We start from the raw sequence: 18,307 nt of genomic DNA on the forward strand, positions 1-18,307 counted from the left end.
TACAAACAAGGCTGGTTCACATTGAACCAGCCTTGTTTGTATCCAATTAAAGCTAAAAATCATTTCCTTAATTATGTAATTCAAGCTTCTCTTTTTGCATATATTCCTTGATTTCCTTAATACCTTCAAGTGACTGTATCAGCGTTTCCGGGTCGATGACCATGATCATACGTTTATCAAAATTGGCAATACCTGTAATGAATTTTGTTTTTTGATAGGCGATCAATCCTGGCTGCTTAAGGTTTTCAGCAGGAATCTCCAGAATTTCTTTAGCATCCCTAACTAAGGTGCCAATCGAAATATCAGCTGTCTGCAAAACAATCAGTCTTGTTTTTTCATCAGCTTGAATATCACGGCTATAAAGTACTTTTTCTAAGTCAATAACAGGAATCAAGTCGCCCCTAACCTTAGTAATCCCTGTGACATAATTCGGCATATGAGGAATCGCTGTCATTCCTTCAAGCTTTTCTATTGAAATGACATAGAGGATTGGGAAAGCATACTCTTCATTCCCTGCCTGGAAAACTACCGTCTTATTGGTTTCAGCCATGGAGTTCACACCCTTTGTAAAATTTCTGTCTATTACTCTATCAACAATATAACATTTTATTCCTGCAAGAGTAAGTAGCAATTGGAAATTACAACAAAAGGGCTTCCATTTCGGAAGCCCTTTTGTGTCTTATTGTGCAGCCACTTCTTGAATTAAAGCAATGACCATCTCTCCAAGCTTTCCTAGCTCTTCAATCGGCATTCTTTCATTTGTTGTGTGAATTTCTTCGTAGCCTACAGCAAGGTTAACAGTCGGAATGCCGAAGCCAGCAATTACGTTAGCATCGCTGCCGCCGCCGCTGTGCTGCAGTTCACAGCTTCTGCCGATTTTTGCAGCTGCTTTTCTTGCAAGTTCAACAACAAGATCGCCTTCGCCGAATTTAAAGCCCGGATACATCACTTGAACATCGACATCTGCTTTGCCGCCCATTTCTTGTGCAGCAGATTCAAATGCTTCTTTCATTTTCTTGACCTGAGCTTCCATCTTTTCAGGAATCAACGAACGAGCTTCAGCAAGTATTTCAACATGGTCACATACGATATTCGTTTGTGTTCCACCCTGGAAACGACCAATATTCGCAGTAGTTTCCTCGTCGATACGACCTAACGGCATTCTTGCCACAGCCTTTGCAGCAATCGTAATGGCAGACACACCCTTTTCAGGAGCAACCCCTGCATGAGCTGTTTTTCCATGGATTACAGCGGCAACTTTTGCTTGAGTTGGCGCAGCAACAATAATATTACCTACCTTGCCATCACTATCAAGCGCGTATCCGTATTTTGCTTTTACCAAAGATGGATCAAGAGCTTTTGCTCCAACAAGTCCTGATTCTTCACCAACCGTAATGATGAATTGGATTGATCCATGCTCGATTGATTGTTCCTTTAAAACCTTTATCGTTTCAAGCATGACCGCAAGGCCTGTTTTATCGTCAGCACCAAGAATCGTTGTTCCATCAGTGACAACATAACCGTCCTTAATGGAAGGCTTCACGCCTTTTGCAGGAATGACAGTATCCATATGAGAAGTAAAGTAGATTGTATCTACTCCTTCCTTTGTGCCATTCAATGTACAAATCAGGTTTCCTGCTCCATGACCTGTCACAGCAGTCGTATCATCCTCGATTACCTCAAGTCCTAAATCAGTGAATTTCTGCTTCAGGACGCGGGCGATTTCAGTTTCGTATTTCGTTTCAGAGTCAATTTGGACTAGCTCCAAGAACTCATTCAATAAACGTTCGTTATTTATCATCTAAGCCGACCTCCAATTATGTATATACTATTTGAGTATACCGTTAAATGAATTACAACAGCAAATACAAAATATTAGAGCGGGATATTTCCGTGTTTCTTGCCCGGCCTGTCCTCTTTCTTAGTGCGAAGCATTTCAAGCGCTTGGATCAGCTTGATCCTTGTATCGCGTGGATCGATAACATCATCTACCATTCCCTGACTTGCAGCTACATAAGGATTTGCGAATTTTTCGCGATATTCATCAATCTTCTGTTGTCTTGTCAGCTCAGGATTTTCGCTGTTTTGGATTTCCTTCGCGAAAATGATATTGGCCGCTCCCTGCGGACCCATGACGGCGATTTCAGCATTCGGCCATGCAAAAACAAGGTCAGCTCCAATTGACTTACTATTCAGTGCCACATAGGCTCCTCCATATGCTTTTCGAAGAATAACGGTTAACTTTGGAACCGTTGCTTCTGAATAGGCATAAAGGATTTTCGCGCCATGACGAATGATGCCCCCATGCTCCTGCTTGATTCCAGGGAAAAATCCTGTTACATCCTCAAAAGTAATGATTGGAATATTGAAGGAATCGCAAAATCTGATAAACCTTGATGCCTTGTCAGATGAATCGATGTCAAGTCCGCCTGCCATAACCTTTGGCTGATTACAAACGAGTCCGACTACCTCCCCTTTGATCCGGGCGAGTCCGATGACAATGTTTTTCGCGAAGTCCTTCTGTATTTCTAGGAAACTGCCGGTGTCAACCACCTGTTCAATAACCTTGCGCACATCATAAGGCCTGACTGCGTCAAAAGGAACCGCATCAGTTAAATCTGGACGGTAATCATCCTTGGAATCTGCTTCAAGTCGTGGCGCTTTTTCTTCATAGTTTTGCGGCAGGTAGCTTAACAGCAGTCTTACCTGTTCCAAGGTTTCTTGTTCAGACTGGCCATGAAAATGTGCGTTTCCGCTGATCGTATTATGGACGATTGCACCGCCGAGATCCTCTGCAGAAATTTTCTCTCCAGTTACTGTTTCAATGACCTTCGGGCCAGTTATGAACATCTGGCTTGTTTTTTCCACCATGAATACGAAATCGGTGATTGCCGGCGAGTATACTGCTCCACCTGCACAGGGGCCCATTATGACAGAAATTTGCGGGATAACGCCTGAATAGATGGAATTGCGGTAAAAAATTTGCCCGTAGCCATCAAGAGAAACAACGCCTTCCTGAATCCTTGCTCCGCCAGAATCGTTCAAGCCAACAAATGGCGCACCGTTTTTGGCTGCCAAATCCATTACATTCGCGATTTTCTTTGCATGCATTTCTCCAAGGGCCCCGCCAAACACGGTAAAATCCTGAGAAAATAAATAGATTGGCCGGCCATTCACTTTTCCATAACCCGTTACCACTCCATCCCCAGGGCCCTTCTGGTTCTCAAGCCCAAAATCGGTGCTTCGGTGCTGGATAAACGGATTCAATTCCACGAAACTTCCTGGGTCAACTAGAAGTTCAATCCTTTCGCGGGCAGTAAGCTTACCTTTTTCATGCTGCTTTTCAATCCGCTCATCTCCGCCGCCAAGTTCTATTTCCCTGCGGCGATCATATAGTTCATTGATTTTTTCGTATATATCAGGCATTATTTTCAGCCTCCCTGTCTTTCTCACAAAGTTCATATAAAATACTTCCTGTTGATTTCGGGTGCATAAAAGCTACCAGAGCTCCTCCCGCTCCTTTTTTGGGAGCATCTTGGATCATTCTGATGCCATTTTCTTTCATGTCATTAATGCGCTCCTGGATGGATTCTACGCCTAATGCAACATGGTGGATGCCTTCACCGCGCTTTTCAATAAACTTAGCAATGGCACTTTCCTCTGAAATCGGTTCCAAAAGTTCTAGCTTTGTATCCCCAGCTTTAAGGAAAGCCACTTTTACTTTTTCGCTGTCTACTTCCTCTATCCCAATCAATGGCAGCTTCAGCACATCTGTATAAAATGGGAGGGCATTCTCAAGAGATTTGACAGCAATTCCGATATGGTCGACCTTTTTAATCATGTGATATCCCTCCAATTACTATTTGAATATATTTAATCATTTTAATATTCGATATAAATGTCACAAATCCTTCTTATTTAAGTACGGTTTTCAGATTGAATTGAGAATAAAGGATTGGCATAATATTATGGATAGGGATCATTCTTATGTTAATATCTTTATCTATTACACTATCATACAAGGCAGAATAGTTCATTTTTCGAGGTTTCTCTGAGTAACCGTGTCCCAAATTAGATCACTTTTATTCAATACCTGGGGGATTAGCGTTTCAGGCGAGACCAAGGTGAAATGTGCAACCGGCAGGAGGCTCGGCGAAAGCCCCCGGAAAGCAAGCGCCTGGAGCGGAAATCAACAGTTAAGGTTAACAGAGCCATTCAATAAGCTAATTTCAGAAAAAGAGTTGTTGATTTCCTCAATGGGATGTAAAATAAGTAGAGGACAAAAGCTAGGAAGGGGGAATTTTTCATGCGTAAGCCAAATACCAGGAAGGTAGTAGTATATATCATGCTTTTAACTATGCTTGCTTCTACCCTTCTTATGGGCCTGTCAACATTTCTATAATTTCTATTTTTTAAACCATATAAAAATTTAAGGACTGTCAACTGACAGTCCTTTTTATTTGCTAATAGCTCCCTGCTCCTTACCGAGTTCAAGAAAACTTTTGGAGGAGGATGTAATGAGTATTTTTGTTCCTAAAGGAATGTATTCGTATAATGATTCAACAGCTTCATTTTGGAGACGTACGCAGCCCTGAGATATTTTTTTGCCTATACTTGAGGGGTCATTTGTTCCATGAATTCCATACGTTCTTCCATCTGTATTCTCAGCGTCAAAACCAATCCATCTGCTGCCGAGCGGATTTTCCGGATTCCCTCCGGGGATGTCCTTTTTACGGTAATAAGGATCTGGCGCCTTGACTGTCACTGTAAAAAGTCCTTCAGGTGTTAAATCTTCCGTTTTTCCTGTGGCAGCAGAAACAACAGTTTGGACTCGATTCTCATTAATGAGCGCTACCTCATTTGTCTGCTTATTCACAATCACCAATGGATCTCCAGGCAGCGGATTTGGACCAAGCGGCCAGATTGGCGAAAAGACCATCGCAGCAAGTAATATAGAAATAAACCCTGGCATAATGTTCCCTCCGTTGTTTATTTCTGTTAGGTTGCCCCGTCTGCTACCTTTTCATGCCCACTGTGACTTGTCTTTAACCCCTTGAAGGACTTTTTCAATAACAGGAACTGCTCCATCTCGTTGACAAAATGTAGAAGTGCAGCACGTGACTCAAATTCCTCTCTCGTTTTTGGAAGCTCCATATTCTCAAATTCCGCCTTCATTCTCATCAGTTTTTCCAGATGGAATAATACTGTATTGCCAGGATTGATTCCTTTTGACAGAGTCTCAACAAACTCCGCTACCATTGTTCCTTGTTCGACCTGCCGTGGAATGGAAGTGACAGAGGGCAACACCCGTTCAATAATTTCGAATTGTTTTTCCCTGATTCTAAAATATTGATAATATAAATTTTCATCTCTTAAAAAATTATTTTCCACATCCAGTAGCGCAAGTGCTTTTGCCTTTTCAATCAACCTTGCTGTTTCGGTCAATTCTCTGCCATCCCAGCTGCTATCATTATTCTTAATGTAGATTGCTATTTCGCTGAAAATCTTCTTGAAAAGCACCTCTATTTCCCGCTGGTATTCTTCAAGTTTATTATCAACGCTAGGCATGTAAAAATTAATTACCAAGGCAACCCCAATGCCAATCGTGATAATTCCGAGTTCATTCAAAAGCAAACCGGAAGTTACATTTCCAGCCGAATAAATATGCATGATGATGACACTGCTGGATACGACTCCTTCTTTGGCGCCAGCCATTACGACAGTTGGAATAAAAAAGAGCAAAAGCAGCCCAATGACAATCGGATGATACATAATCCCTTCAAAGAAAATGGCTGAAAAAATCATAGCGATGATACAGGCAAGGAAACGATGCCAAGATGCCTGAAGTGACCGTTTCTTAGTAACCTGGATGCAAAGAATCGTCAAAATTCCTGCAGATACAAAATTCCCGAATCCGAGATACTGGGCAATCATAATTGATGCTGCTGTGCCTAGCGCTGTTTTTAATGTACGGTAGCCAATTCTAAATTTCACCTTTATTTCTCCTAACACAGAATGCTTAAGCGGCAATTACACTGGGCCCTATCCTGACCCGGACATAAGAAAATAAAAAAGATGACCATACCTTTTAAGATATGGTCACCCTCTAGTTTAGCAGAAAGGCAATGCATTACAAAAGCAACGCTTGCTTTCTAGAGCATTTTTTCAAGGAAGACTTTTGCTCTCTCGCTTTTTGGACTGCCAAAAAATTCTGCAGGCGGAGCATTCTCAACCAGCACACCGCCATCAAGGAACAATACTCTGTCCGCAACTTCACGGGCAAATCCCATCTCATGTGTGACAATTGCCATTGTCATACCAGTATGAGCAAGGGATTTCATAACCTCAAGCACCTCTTTTACCATTTCCGGGTCAAGTGCAGAGGTTGGTTCATCAAAAAGCATCACTTCAGGGTTCATTGCTAGCGCGCGTGCAATCGCTACACGCTGCTTCTGGCCTCCTGAAAGTCTGTTTGGATATTCATTTGCCTTTTCGGAGAGTCCTACCTTTTCCAGGAGTGCTAATCCGTGCTTATCAGCTTCCTCCTTTGACATGCCCTTCACTTTAATTGGTGCATATGTCACGTTCTGCAGCACCGTCATATGAGGGAACAAGTGAAAGTGCTGAAAAACCATTCCCACATTTTCACGGACTTTCTTGATATTTGTTTTCTTGTCGGTAATATTCTCTGAGCCAATAAAAATTTGGCCGCTAGTTGGCTGTTCAAGCAAATTCATACAGCGAAGGAAGGTTGATTTCCCTGATCCTGAAGGTCCAATGATCGCAACTACTTCGCCGTTTTCAATATTAGTAGTAATGCCCTTCAAAACCTCCAGCTTGCCAAAAGATTTATGAAGATTTTGTACATTAATCACTTTGTCTCATTCTCCTTTCAACTGCCTTGCCGATAAATGTCAAGGAGATGACCATTAGATAATATATGAGGCCCGCAAAGATCAGCGGCTCGAAAAATCTGTACTGCTCGCCGCCGACAATATATGATCTGCGCATAATATCATCAACTGCGATGACCGTAACAATCGCAGATTCCTTAGTAAGGGTAATGAATTCATTCATCAATGCTGGCAGGATATTCTTCATTGCCTGTGGCAGGATGATATCCCACATCATCCGTTTGTTAGGAACGCCTAGTGCCATGGCTGCTTCTTTCTGGCCTTTATCTACAGCTAAAATTCCTGCGCGGATAATCTCAGAAATATATGCTCCTGAGTTTAAAGAGAATGAAATGACAGCCGCTGTATAAGCGGCGATTTCAAAGCCGATTATTTGTGGTGCACCATAATAAATGATCATCAGCTGCAGGATTAGCGGAGTACCACGAAAAATCGAAGTATAAAGATCAGCAAACCAATTCAAAGCCTTCGATGAGCTGATTTTGAATATAGCAAGGATGATGCCAAATGCAAAACCAAGCAGTCCTGCAACCAATACAATTTTAAGAGTAACGCCGATTCCCTTTAATATATATGGCAATGAAGGGAGGATGGCGGTAAAATCCAGATTCATATTATTAACAACCCTCTCTATCTATTTCATGAAGGAGAAAGGCGCCCAGAAAGACATAACCATTCTGAACGCCTGTTTTTTATTCTTACTTTTCTCCGCCAAACCATTTAACAACTAGCTTTTCCACTTCGCCATTTTCCATTTTTTCTTTAAGCACTTTATTGAATTCCTCAGTCAGTTCGCTGTCCTTAGGAAATGCGATTGCTGAGCCTGCGTCTGCTTCATTTTCCTCTTCGAGAGTGAAGCCAAATAGGTCCTTATCATTCTTGAAGTACCCCTCTGCAACAGTATCTTCGATGATTGCTGCATCAATGCGTCCAGCTTTGATTTCCTGGATCAATTCAGGAATTCTTGTACGCTTTTCCACTTTAATCTTTACTGTTTCGCCAATCTCTTCTGCCTTGCCTTCCTGGATAGAAGCTAGCTGAACACCAACTGTCTTTCCTTTAAGGTCTTCCACCGACTTGATGTTGCTGTCCTTTGCTGAAACAATCATATGCTTAGCTGTATAATAAACATCAGAAAAATCTACGCTCTTCTTACGGTCTTCAGTTGGCGTCATACCAGCCATTACAAAATCAACACGGTCAGCCTGGATTGCACCAATTAGGCCATTGAAATCCATATCTTTAACTTCTACTTCATAACCAAGTTCACCAGCGATCAGGTTTGCAAGGTCGATATCAAAACCAATAATTTCATCACTTTTAGCAGTTTCAACATATTCAAATGGAGGGTAATCAGCTGAAGTACCCATTGTTAATACTTTCTTTTCTTCACCATTGCCGCCTGCATTTTCTTCTTTTTCTTTTGATGCTGTACCGCATGCAGTCAAAATCCCCATAATTAAAATACTGACCATAAAAATAGATAATGCCTTTTTCACTTGTTTTCCTCCTATAGCTTTTAGAAAATTTTATATTTTTAAAATCAATAAATATATTATTATCTGAAACCTCATAGCTTTTCAAGTATGATCTATTGATAATAAATATTCAACATAATGCATTTTAACACATACTCATATTTATGCAATAATATTTTTAAATATAAAATCATAAAAAACAAAAAAAGAATCCCAAATAGTATGGGATTCTCAAAATTAAATTATACTTCTTCACAATATTCTTCGAATGCATTCTGCAGTTTATTCACTACCGCCATAGGGTCGTGACCCTCTATCTCATGGCGCTCGATCATGGTAATTAACTTGCCATCCTTCAGCAAGGCAAAAGATGGGGATGAAGGCGGGTAACCTGTGAAGTAGCTTCTTGCTTTTTCTGTAGCTTCTTTATCCTGTCCAGCAAAAACAGTAACAAGTTGGTCAGGACGCTTATCGTAGTGAAGGGAATGCGCCGCAGCTGGGCGAGCAATGCCACCAGCACAACCGCACACGGAGTTAACCATCACAAGTGTTGTTCCCTCTTTTGCTAATGCCTGTTCTACATCTTCACCTGTCGTCAATTCTGTATATCCTGCCGCCACTATTTCCTGGCGGGCCTGGCGGACAACATCATTCATAAAAAAATTGAAATCCATGCTCATATAATCTATCTCTCCTCTGCTGGAATATATCAAGTACATGGTTATATGATAACAATTAATAAAAAATTTTCAAAGTATGTTTAACTCATCCGTATTCAGGGAAAGGTAACAATACAGCTAGATCCATACCCCTAAACTCCCTAGATGAAGGACAACGGCATATTTTCCGTTGTCCACTTTTTTTGGATTTTTAATACCAAGGCACTGTGAAACTTGCCTGTTGATTTCTCTTCCAGGCGCGGCACTGGGGCCCGCGCCCCTGCTGGGTCTCCCATGACCTTTACATCAGGAGTCTCGCGTATTCCGCTCAAATCAACATAGTGGCAAATCAACAAATAACTTTCGCATAGCCTAATATAAGAAAGAGACTGCCTGTCGTTGGGCAGCTTATTTATTTGAATTGAAATAGGCCTTGAACAATTCTTCAACAGCAGAAGCTACAGGCCTGCTCCCTGAAATGACTTCATTTTCCACTTTAGGGAGCATGAGTTTTATCATTGGATGTTGAAAGAAATTCGCCTGCAATTGGTCAATAATCATATCGTTCAGCCACTCTTTTGCCTGGCTTCGTCGACGGTCTGAAAAGGCGCCGCTTTCTTTTGTACTGCCCTCAAAGCTTGAAATGGTATGCCAAACATCCTCAATGCCTTTGTTATGCAAAGCGGAACAGGTCAAAGAGACTGTCTCCCAGCCTTTTGTGGCAGGCTGAAGAAAATGGAGGATACGGTTATATTCTTCTTTTGTCTTCCACGCTATTTGTTCATTTGGACCATCTGCTTTATTTACAATAACTGCATCTGCAAGCTCCATTATTCCCTTTTTCATACCTTGAAGTTCATCGCCAGCACCGGTGAGAACGAGGAGCATGAAGAAATCGACCATATTCCTGACAATTACCTCGCTTTGGCCTACCCCTACAGTTTCGACTAGAATCACATCAAAGCCTGCGGCTTCACATACGAGCATCGTTTCACGAGTTTTTCTATGGACTCCACCAAGCTTTCCTCCAGAAGGAGAAGGTCGGATGAATGCCCGGGGATTCCTTGCGAGATTTTCCATCCTTGTTTTGTCCCCCAGGATGCTTCCTCCAGTCAGGCTTGAAGTTGGGTCAACAGCCAGGACGGCAACTTTATGCCCTTGGCTGCATAAATAGGTTCCAAAGCTTTCGATAAAGGTACTTTTTCCAACTCCCGGAACACCTGTGATTCCTATTCTTACCGCAGAACCTGTATCTGGCAGAAGCAGCTGCAGCAGAGACTGTCCTGCATGAAAATCGTGCTCTGCATTGCTTTCTATCAAGGTGATTCCCCTTGCCAGTGCAGTCCTGCTTCCACTTTTAATTTCGTTGGCGAGCTTTGAGGGATCAAGATTAGCAGCGTTGCTTTTTTTTACGAAACGTCCTGTTTTTCCCGTGCTAACCTTGCTAGTCACCCCTATGTCAGCCACTCCTGGCTTCACAATACTCGAAAAGAAATCTGCCTTTTCCGGATCGAACCATTCAGGCTTTTTCTCGTCAGCCATTATTCCGACACTTCCTCGTAGCCCAGGCGATCATAGATTGTTCTCAAAACCTTTTGAGCTGCTGCTGGAATAACGGTGCCTGGTCCAAAGATCGCACTTGCGCCGTTTTCATACAGGAATTCATAATCCTGTGCAGGGATAACACCGCCGACTATGACGACAATATCTTCACGCTCCAGCTTCTTCAATTCCTGTACTAGCAGCGGAAGCAACGTTTTATGTCCTGCGGCAAGGGAGCTGATCCCAATCGCATGGACGTCATTCTCGACAGCCTGGATTGCTGTTTCCTCAGGAGTCTGGAACAATGGCCCGATGTCTACATCAAAGCCCAGGTCGGCAAACGCGGTAGAAATGACTTTCGCACCGCGGTCGTGACCATCCTGACCCATTTTGGCAATCATAATTCGAGGTCTTCTTCCTTCATTTTCAAGGAATTCATCTGTCATTTGCTGGACTTCGGCAATTTCTTCTTCGTTTGTGAATGCAGAACTGTAAACGCCGCTGATTGACCGAATAATCGCTTTATGCCTGCCTGCTGCCTTTTCAATCGCATCAGAAATCTCTCCAAGAGAAGCACGCACCCTTGCTGCCTTGACAGCTAGTTCCAGGAGATTGCCCTCCCCTGTTTCCGCCGCTTCTGTGAGTTCCGTCAACGCGATTTCGACTTTTTGATTATCACGATTTTCTTTTAGCTCCTTCAGCCTCGCGATTTGTTTTGCCCGGACCGCTGTATTGTCAATATCCAGGATTTCAAGTGGATCTTCTTTCTCAAGCTTATATTTATTGACGCCGATTATCGTTTCTTTTCCAGAATCGATTTGCGCTTGGCGCCGTGCTGCCGCTTCTTCAATTCTCATTTTTGGAAGACCTGTTTCAATTGCTTTGGCCATTCCTCCAAGGCTTTCGATTTCTTCTATATGCTTCCAGGCGCGTTCGATCAGCGAGTTAGTCAGGCTCTCGACATAGTAGCTGCCTGCCCATGGATCAATGACTTTAGTAATGCCGGTTTCTTCTTGAAGAAATAGTTGTGTATTACGAGCAATCCTTGCAGAAAAATCAGTTGGCAATGCAATTGCTTCATCCAGTGCATTCGTATGGAGCGATTGTGTATGACCCATTGCAGCTGCATGCGCTTCAATCAAGGTGCGGATGACATTATTGTATGGATCCTGTTCTGTCAGGCTCCATCCAGATGTTTGCGAATGAGTTCTTAAAGCCATTGATTTCTCATTTTCAGGATTGAAGGTTTTGATCACTTTTGCCCAGATGAAGCGTGCGGCTCTCATTTTGGCTACTTCCATGAAATAATTCATGCCGATTGCCCAGAAAAATGACAGCCTTGGAGCGAAGGAATCAATATCTATTCCTGCCTTCAGTCCTGTCCTCACATATTCTAAGCCATCCGCAAGGGTGTAAGCCAATTCGATATCCGCCGGTGCTCCTGCTTCCTGCATATGATAGCCTGAGATACTGATTGAATTGAATTTAGGCATGTACTTTGACGTATATTCAAAGATATCTGCAATAATTTTCATCGACATTTCCGGAGGATAAATATAAGTGTTCCTAACCATATATTCCTTGAGAATGTCATTTTGGATGGTCCCAGACAATTTATCCTGCGTTACCCCTTGTTCTTCCGCTGTAACAATAAAAAATGCCATGATCGGCAATACTGCCCCGTTCATTGTCATTGAAACAGACATTTGGTCCAAAGGGATTCCATCGAATAAAATTTTCATATCCAAAATTGAATCAATCGCAACACCAGCCTTGCCGACATCTCCCTCTACACGAGGATGGTCAGAATCATAGCCGCGATGCGTAGCCAGGTCGAAAGCAACGGACAGCCCCTTTTGCCCCATTGCGAGATTCCTCCTGTAAAAAGCATTGCTTTCCTCGGCCGTCGAGAATCCTGCATATTGCCGGACAGTCCAGGGACGATTGACGTACATGGCTGGATACGGTCCTCTCGTATACGGAGGTAATCCAGGTTTGCCGTCAAGATGCTCTGCAGCGTTTATATCATTTTTTGTATAAACTGGTTTCACCTTAATTTGTTCATTTGTTTCGAATAACAAAGCATCTATAGTTTGACTGATTTCATGATCAATTTGCTCTTTGTTTATTGGCTTTTCAGGCTCAAACAATCTAACTTTTGCAAAATCAGGCTTTTGCATGTGAGCTCACCTCCATATCACGAAGTAATGAAGATAGAATCTGATACGCATCGTTTCTTAGATGAATAAAGTCTTCAATTCCAGCTTCCTTCCAATCTGCTTCATTCCCATCAGGCAAACCTGCTAAATAAAGCTTTGCTTCTGGATGCTGTTTTTTCATCTCACTTACAAGCTCAGGCCCGAGCAATGCATAATCCGAACCATCTCCGCAAATGACATATTGTGAAATATTCTTAGAATTAATAAAATCAACGGCAGCCGCAGAATCTTTGAGCTCACTGCTTCTAACTGAGTGCAACCCGCCAGCGGCAAGCAATCCTGCTATAAAATCGGCTCTTGCTTTATGTTTTTTCAGTTCCCCTAAACAGATTAAACCGATCGAAGGCTTTTCTCCAGTTTCATTTGTGAGTTTTTCTGCCTTGAATCGCAATTTTTCATATGGGCCCGATAATCTTTTCGGTATTATAGGGGTAAAATTGATAGCGTTTTTCAATGGTACTATTCCACCTGATAAAGGTTCCCCAGCAGAGAACATTGCAATGAAATCAGCCAGCGATTTATCGATGCAGACTCTTTCAATCTCAAAATCAGCCGGTTCACTGAAATGTTCGGAGAGATTTGCATATACATTGGTTCCGATGATGCTTTTTTTGCGCTTGAATATGTCTTTTTCCCTTTCTTTAGCAGTTTCGGCGATTTGCTCCTGCAGCCAGCCAGTTTTGAGGGCTTCTAACATTCCACCCTTGCGGTCAATTTCCAGGAATAAGTCCCATGCCTTTTCTGCCAGCTGCCTGGTAAGAGATTCAATGTACCATGATCCACCTGCAGGATCAGCAACTTTTTCCAAATGCGCCTCGGACTTCAGGATGAGCTGAGTGTTTCTGGCCACTCTCTCAGAAAACGTATCACCATTCCCTAAAGCTTCATCAAATGTTCCTGTTCGAAGGTACTGAACTCCGCCAAGAACAGCTGCAAAAGCCTCATTGCCAATTCGAAGCATATTTACGTATGGGTCAAAGATTGTTTTTGTGAACAAAGAGGTCTCTGCTGAAATCTCCATTTTACGTTCTTGTTCACCTGCTCCATATGCCTCAAGTGTTTTACTCCATAAAAGGCGAGCAGCCCTTAGTTTTGCTGTTTCCATAAAGAAATTGGAGCCAATCGCAAAATGGAAGACCATTTTTGTTAACGCTTTCTTTAACTCCCAGCCATGATTCATTAATTTTTCCAGAAGGTACACACCTGTTGAAATGGCGATTGCAAGTTCCTGAACAGCATTTGCACCGCTATTATGATATGGTGAAGTGTTCACTAAAACAGTTTTCAAGCCAGGCAAATGTATATTTGCTTCCTCTAGATTTCTTGACCATTCGCTAAAGAACTGTTCTTCTTCTTTTGGCAGCGCTCCTGATAAACTCGCTTCTGCAACTGGGTCAGCAGCAACAAAACCCGTAATGTTCATATTCGTTCCAGCTTCATTATTCGCATGGATTAAAGCAGCGAGCAATGGCGCCTGAAGGTAGGCGGCGTCAACGCTGAACGGGTAATCACTTTTGAATTTCTCAAAAAAAGATACTAACTTATTGCTATCTGCAAACAATTCCGGTCTCACTTCAAACGAGAGAGCTGTTTGCCCTTTTGCTAGAGCAGCTGATATTTTTTCTTCCAGCTCCTCCAGGTTTGTATAAGCTAAAGGGTTTGCGATTTGCCATGGTGTTGACCGATAGCCTAGTGGATAATTTCCGCGCCTGAAATCTCGTTTCCCTGGAATATGAGGAATCTGATCCTCCATGATATCTTCCTGTGTATAGAGCGGTTTGAGCGTTATTTGTTCGTATGTACTTGTATAAAGAGTATCGATTGGTTTTCCTTTTAACGATGCTAACGCTTTTTCCTGCCAATCTTCCAATGAAGCATTATTAAAATTCGTAGCCTTCATGTTTTCAATGGTCATTATTCAACTGTCCACTTTATTAGACAGCTTGCCCCCCTTCATACATAAATTGCAATAAAATTCACATTTTTCTTTCCCTCTTTATTTTAGTACACGATGGCTGTTCTAGCAACGAAGTGCATCTCAATATAAAAGCCGCTGCTTACCTTGCAGCGGCTTTAAATATTGTTAATTGCTGTTCATACATATACCCGCATTAAATTGCAAGCCTATATAAGAGCTATTAATAAATTGAAGTTGTCTCTTTTGAAGTATGCTCGAGAATTTCTTTTACTCTCTGGAGGAAACGGCCGCAAACAAGTCCATCAAGTACACGGTGATCAAGTGAGAGACATAGGTTCACCATATCTCTGACAGCAATCATGCCATTGTTCATTACCACTGGACGCTTAACGATGGATTCAACCTGCAGAATTGCAGCCTGCGGATAGTTGATGATTCCCATAGATTGGACCGAACCGAAAGAGCCAGTATTATTGACAGTAAATGTACCGCCCTGCATGTCCTCTGAACGAAGTTTGCCTGTGCGTACTTTCTGGGCCACCTCAGTAATTTCACGAGCGATGCCTTTGATTGTTTTTTCGTCTGCGTTTTTAATGACAGGTACAAATAATGCATCATCTGTAGCAACTGCAATCGAAATGTTGATGTCTTTTTTCTGGATGATCTTATCACCAGCCCACATGGAATTAATTTGTGGATATTCCTTGAGCGCCTGAGCAACGGCTTTTACAAAGAAGGCAAAGAACGTTAAATTGAAACCTTCTTTTTTCTTGAAATCATCCTTGATGTTATTCCTGTAATCCACAAGATTTGTAACATCCACTTCAACCATTGTCCATGCATGTGGAGCTTCATGCTTGCTGCGAAGCATATTAGCCGCTATTGCTTTACGGATGCCTGTAACCGGTATTTCGATGTCTCCTGCAGATACAGGGACAGATGGAGCAGGTGCAGCTTGAACTGCAGCTGGCTGAGCTTGGGTTGAAGGCTGTGAAGCAGCCGCTTGAACCGTTGCAGCTTCTGTTTTATCAGCTGGCTTGGCAGCAGATGCCTGTGGAATATTGCCAGATTCGATGATCTTCTGCAGATCCTTACGGGTAATTCTGCCTCCTGCACCGCTGCCCTTAACCTGAGATAGATCGATACTGTTTTCCTGGGAAAGTTTCAGGACTGCTGGTGAATACCTAGCTTTACTTCCTTCATTCGCAGCTGGAGCTTTAGCTGCATCCCCAGCAGCAGACACTACTGCTCCAGATGTTTCAGCTGCAGGAGCCACTTCAGCTCCTCCGCCTTCTATTTCGATTGTGCAGATGATTTCCCCAACAGCTAAAGTATCTCCTTCATTTGCAATCAATTCCTTGATTGTTCCTGCAAAGGAAGATGGTACTTCAGCATTTACCTTGTCAGTCATTACTTCTGCAAGCGGATCATATTTATTCACTTTGTCCCCAACGGAAACAAGCCATTTGCTGATTGTTCCTTCAGTAACACTCTCGCCTAATTGTGGCATTTTAATTTGTTCGATTGCCAAAGGTTGACCCTCCTTCTCCGATTCATATTATTTCATAAAAGAATTTATATTAAAATTCAGCAAGCTCTCTCATTGCTTTTTCAACCTTGTCAGGATTGATCATGAAATATTTCTCCATCGTCGGCGCGTATGGCATCGCTGGAATATCCGGCCCTGCCAATCTTTTGATCGGCGCATCTAACTCGAACAGGCAATGTTCCGCAATAATCGCAGCAACCTCACCCATGATGCTTCCTTCTTTATTATCTTCTGTTACAAGAAGTACCTTACCAGTCTTGGATGCAGCTTCAATGATTGCTTCCTTATCCAATGGATATACAGTGCGAAGATCTAAAATATGTGCTGAAATTCCATCCTTGGCAAGTCTTTCAGCTGCCTGAAGCGCAAAGTGGACAGCCAAGCCATAAGTAATAACAGTAATATCTTCACCTTCACGCTTAACATCTGCTTTGCCGATGGGAAGAACATAATCATCTTCTGGTACTTCGCCTTTGATCAGGCGATAAGCACGCTTGTGTTCGAAGAACAATACTGGATCTTCATCCCTGATTGCCGCTTTCAATAATCCTTTTACATCGTATGGAGTAGAAGGCATGACAATTTTCAATCCCGGCTGGTTCGCAAACACTGCCTCAACCGACTGGGAATGATAAAGTGCACCATGGACTCCGCCGCCATAAGGTGCGCGGATTACCATCGGACAGCTCCAGTCATTGTTGGAACGATAACGGATTCTGGCTGCCTCTGAAATAATCTGGTTTACAGCTGGCATGATGAAATCAGCGAACTGCATTTCGGCGATTGGGCGCATTCCGTACATTGCTGCCCCAATCCCAACACCGGCGATTGCTGATTCAGCCAGTGGAGCATCAATGACACGATCTTCGCCGAACTGGTCGTAAAGACCTTGAGTCGCTTTAAATACTCCACCTTTTTTACCTACATCTTCCCCGAGGACAAAAACTCTCGGATCTCTTTCCATTTCTTCCTTGATCGCTAATGTAACTGCATCTATATAAGAAATAACCGCCATTTTTGCTCCCCCTTACTCTTCAGCATATACGTATTTTAAAGCATGTTCTGGCTCTGCGTATGGTGCGTTTTCAGCGTAATCCGTTGCTTCGTTCACCAATTTCATGATCTTGTCATTGATTTCTTTTTCTGCTTCATCATTCATGATGCCGTTTTCTTTGAGGTAAGCACCAAATGTAATGATTGGGTCATTGGTTTTTGCCTTAGCAACTTCATCAGGTGCACGGTAGCTTCTGTCATCGTCATCTGATGAGTGAGGAGTCAGACGGTAAGAGACAGCCTCGACTAAAGTCGGACCCTCGCCGCGGCGGCCGCGGTCTGCAGCTTCTTTTACAACTTTATAGACTTCAAGTGGATCATTTCCATCAACAGTAAATCCAGGCATACCATAACCGATGGCGCGGTCAGAAACCTTTTCAGCGGCAACCTGCTTCTCATATGGTACAGAAATCGCATATTTATTATTTTCAACCATGAAAATGACGGGAAGCTTGTGTACTCCCGCAAAGTTTGCTCCTTCATGGAAATCTCCCTGATTGGAAGAACCTTCCCCAAAAGTAACAAAAGTAACAAGATCTTTCTTTTCCATTTTACCAGCAAGAGCAATCCCTACCGCGTGAGGTACCTGTGTCGTAACCGGAGAAGAACCTGTAACAATTTTGTTTTTCTTTTGACCGAAGTGTCCTGGCATCTGGCGACCGCCAGAGTTAGGGTCTTCAGCTTTGGCAAAACCGGAAAGCATCAAATCTTTAGCAGTCATGCCAAAGGTTAAGACCACACCCATATCTCTGTAGTAAGGAAGAACATAATCCTTTTCGCGGTCAAGAGCAAAAGCAGCTCCTACCTGTGCAGCTTCCTGTCCCTGGCAGGAAATTACAAACGGAATTTTTCCGGCACGGTTCAACAGCCACATACGCTCATCCAGGCGTCGAGCCAATAGCATTGTTTCATACATTTCCAAAACTTTTTCATCACTTAAGCCAAGTGCAGCGTGACGATTTTCTGCCATTTTTA

At 42.7% G+C, this 18,307-nt stretch carries 18 protein-coding genes; 1 reads left to right on the plus strand and 17 read right to left on the minus strand.

Annotation, left to right across the window (positions count from 1 at the left end):
- Positions 1-67 precede the first annotated feature (67 nt).
- From V7654_RS21305 to mce, 4 genes are all read right to left on the minus strand, one after another.
- Positions 68-550: a chemotaxis protein CheW gene (locus V7654_RS21305; RefSeq protein ID WP_335432854.1), complete on the minus strand. Its 483-nt coding sequence runs from the start codon at positions 548-550 to the stop codon at positions 68-70.
- A 129-nt stretch (positions 551-679) separates the two neighbouring features.
- Complete coding sequence (locus tag V7654_RS21310; RefSeq protein ID WP_335432855.1) at positions 680-1,801, minus strand: tripeptidase T; 1,122 nt, start codon at positions 1,799-1,801, stop codon at positions 680-682.
- A 74-nt stretch (positions 1,802-1,875) separates the two neighbouring features.
- A complete protein-coding gene (locus V7654_RS21315; protein WP_335432856.1) occupies positions 1,876-3,426 on the minus strand; it encodes an acyl-CoA carboxylase subunit beta in 1,551 nt (516 codons plus the stop codon).
- Positions 3,419-3,841: a methylmalonyl-CoA epimerase gene (gene mce / locus V7654_RS21320; RefSeq protein ID WP_335432857.1), complete on the minus strand. Its 423-nt coding sequence runs from the start codon at positions 3,839-3,841 to the stop codon at positions 3,419-3,421. Before mce ends, V7654_RS21315 begins: the two co-directional genes overlap by 8 nt.
- Positions 3,842-4,306: 465 nt before the next feature.
- On the opposite strand from mce, the gene prli42 reads away from it, so the two are divergent.
- A complete protein-coding gene (gene prli42 / locus V7654_RS21325) occupies positions 4,307-4,402 on the plus strand; it encodes a stressosome-associated protein Prli42 (RefSeq protein ID WP_335375805.1) in 96 nt (31 codons plus the stop codon).
- Between the two features lie 54 nt (positions 4,403-4,456).
- Here prli42 and V7654_RS21330 read toward each other — a convergent pair whose 3' ends face one another.
- From V7654_RS21330 to V7654_RS21390, 13 genes are all read right to left on the minus strand, one after another.
- A complete protein-coding gene (locus V7654_RS21330) occupies positions 4,457-4,972 on the minus strand; it encodes a L,D-transpeptidase (protein WP_335432858.1) in 516 nt (171 codons plus the stop codon).
- A gap of 26 nt (positions 4,973-4,998) precedes the next feature.
- Positions 4,999-5,994, minus strand: a complete 996-nt coding sequence (locus V7654_RS21335) for an aromatic acid exporter family protein (RefSeq protein WP_335432859.1) — start codon at positions 5,992-5,994, stop codon at positions 4,999-5,001.
- A 158-nt stretch (positions 5,995-6,152) separates the two neighbouring features.
- On the minus strand, positions 6,153-6,875 hold the full coding sequence (locus V7654_RS21340; RefSeq protein ID WP_335432860.1) for an amino acid ABC transporter ATP-binding protein: 723 nt from the start codon (positions 6,873-6,875) through the stop codon (positions 6,153-6,155).
- Complete coding sequence (locus V7654_RS21345; protein WP_335432861.1) at positions 6,868-7,527, minus strand: amino acid ABC transporter permease; 660 nt, start codon at positions 7,525-7,527, stop codon at positions 6,868-6,870. The genes V7654_RS21340 and V7654_RS21345 overlap by 8 nt, the downstream gene beginning before the upstream one ends.
- Positions 7,528-7,612: 85 nt before the next feature.
- The gene (locus V7654_RS21350) at positions 7,613-8,413 is read right to left on the minus strand and encodes a transporter substrate-binding domain-containing protein (protein ID WP_335432862.1); all 801 of its coding nucleotides are present in this window, start codon (positions 8,411-8,413) and stop codon (positions 7,613-7,615) included.
- Between the two features lie 221 nt (positions 8,414-8,634).
- Positions 8,635-9,072, minus strand: coding sequence for a BrxA/BrxB family bacilliredoxin (locus V7654_RS21355; protein WP_335432863.1), 438 nt, complete (start codon positions 9,070-9,072; stop codon positions 8,635-8,637).
- A 140-nt stretch (positions 9,073-9,212) separates the two neighbouring features.
- On the minus strand, positions 9,213-9,383 hold the full coding sequence (locus V7654_RS21360) for a hypothetical protein (protein ID WP_335432864.1): 171 nt from the start codon (positions 9,381-9,383) through the stop codon (positions 9,213-9,215).
- A gap of 76 nt (positions 9,384-9,459) precedes the next feature.
- Complete coding sequence (gene meaB / locus V7654_RS21365; protein ID WP_335432865.1) at positions 9,460-10,593, minus strand: methylmalonyl Co-A mutase-associated GTPase MeaB; 1,134 nt, start codon at positions 10,591-10,593, stop codon at positions 9,460-9,462.
- The gene (scpA, locus tag V7654_RS21370; RefSeq protein WP_335432866.1) at positions 10,593-12,773 is read right to left on the minus strand and encodes a methylmalonyl-CoA mutase; all 2,181 of its coding nucleotides are present in this window, start codon (positions 12,771-12,773) and stop codon (positions 10,593-10,595) included. The genes meaB and scpA overlap by 1 nt, the downstream gene beginning before the upstream one ends.
- On the minus strand, positions 12,760-14,727 hold the full coding sequence (locus V7654_RS21375) for a methylmalonyl-CoA mutase family protein (RefSeq protein WP_335432867.1): 1,968 nt from the start codon (positions 14,725-14,727) through the stop codon (positions 12,760-12,762). Before V7654_RS21375 ends, scpA begins: the two co-directional genes overlap by 14 nt.
- 223 nt (positions 14,728-14,950) lie before the next feature.
- Positions 14,951-16,261 (minus strand): dihydrolipoamide acetyltransferase family protein, encoded by a 1,311-nt coding sequence (locus V7654_RS21380; RefSeq protein WP_335432868.1) that lies wholly within the window; start codon positions 16,259-16,261, stop codon positions 14,951-14,953.
- Positions 16,262-16,310: 49 nt separating this feature from the next.
- The gene (locus tag V7654_RS21385) at positions 16,311-17,294 is read right to left on the minus strand and encodes an alpha-ketoacid dehydrogenase subunit beta (RefSeq protein ID WP_207499925.1); all 984 of its coding nucleotides are present in this window, start codon (positions 17,292-17,294) and stop codon (positions 16,311-16,313) included.
- Between the two features lie 12 nt (positions 17,295-17,306).
- Positions 17,307-18,302 (minus strand): thiamine pyrophosphate-dependent dehydrogenase E1 component subunit alpha, encoded by a 996-nt coding sequence (locus tag V7654_RS21390; RefSeq protein WP_335432869.1) that lies wholly within the window; start codon positions 18,300-18,302, stop codon positions 17,307-17,309.
- Positions 18,303-18,307 lie beyond the last annotated feature (5 nt).

Source organism: Bacillus sp. JJ1609 (assembly GCF_036967045.1).
GTDB lineage: Bacteria > Bacillota > Bacilli > Bacillales > Cytobacillaceae > Mesobacillus.

Bases quoted from the DNA above. Each gene is read 5' to 3' on its own strand.
- V7654_RS21355 (WP_335432863.1), bottom strand. From the start codon at position 9,072: ATGAGCATGGATTTCAATTTTTTTATGAATGATGTTGTCCGCCAGGCC.
- meaB (WP_335432865.1), bottom strand. From the start codon at position 10,593: ATGGCTGACGAGAAAAAGCCTGAATGGTTCGATCCGGAAAAGGCAGAT.
- V7654_RS21375 (WP_335432867.1), bottom strand. From the start codon at position 14,727: ATGACCATTGAAAACATGAAGGCTACGAATTTTAATAATGCTTCATTG.
- V7654_RS21345 (WP_335432861.1), bottom strand. From the start codon at position 7,527: ATGAATCTGGATTTTACCGCCATCCTCCCTTCATTGCCATATATATTA.
- scpA (WP_335432866.1), bottom strand. From the start codon at position 12,773: ATGCAAAAGCCTGATTTTGCAAAAGTTAGATTGTTTGAGCCTGAAAAG.
- V7654_RS21315 (WP_335432856.1), bottom strand. From the start codon at position 3,426: ATGCCTGATATATACGAAAAAATCAATGAACTATATGATCGCCGCAGG.
- V7654_RS21305 (WP_335432854.1), bottom strand. From the start codon at position 550: ATGGCTGAAACCAATAAGACGGTAGTTTTCCAGGCAGGGAATGAAGAG.
- V7654_RS21385 (WP_207499925.1), bottom strand. From the start codon at position 17,294: ATGGCGGTTATTTCTTATATAGATGCAGTTACATTAGCGATCAAGGAA.
- V7654_RS21310 (WP_335432855.1), bottom strand. From the start codon at position 1,801: ATGATAAATAACGAACGTTTATTGAATGAGTTCTTGGAGCTAGTCCAA.
- V7654_RS21330 (WP_335432858.1), bottom strand. From the start codon at position 4,972: ATGCCAGGGTTTATTTCTATATTACTTGCTGCGATGGTCTTTTCGCCA.
- mce (WP_335432857.1), bottom strand. From the start codon at position 3,841: ATGATTAAAAAGGTCGACCATATCGGAATTGCTGTCAAATCTCTTGAG.
- prli42 (WP_335375805.1), top strand. From the start codon at position 4,307: ATGCGTAAGCCAAATACCAGGAAGGTAGTAGTATATATCATGCTTTTA.
- V7654_RS21390 (WP_335432869.1), bottom strand. From the start codon at position 18,302: ATGGCAGAAAATCGTCACGCTGCACTTGGCTTAAGTGATGAAAAAGTT.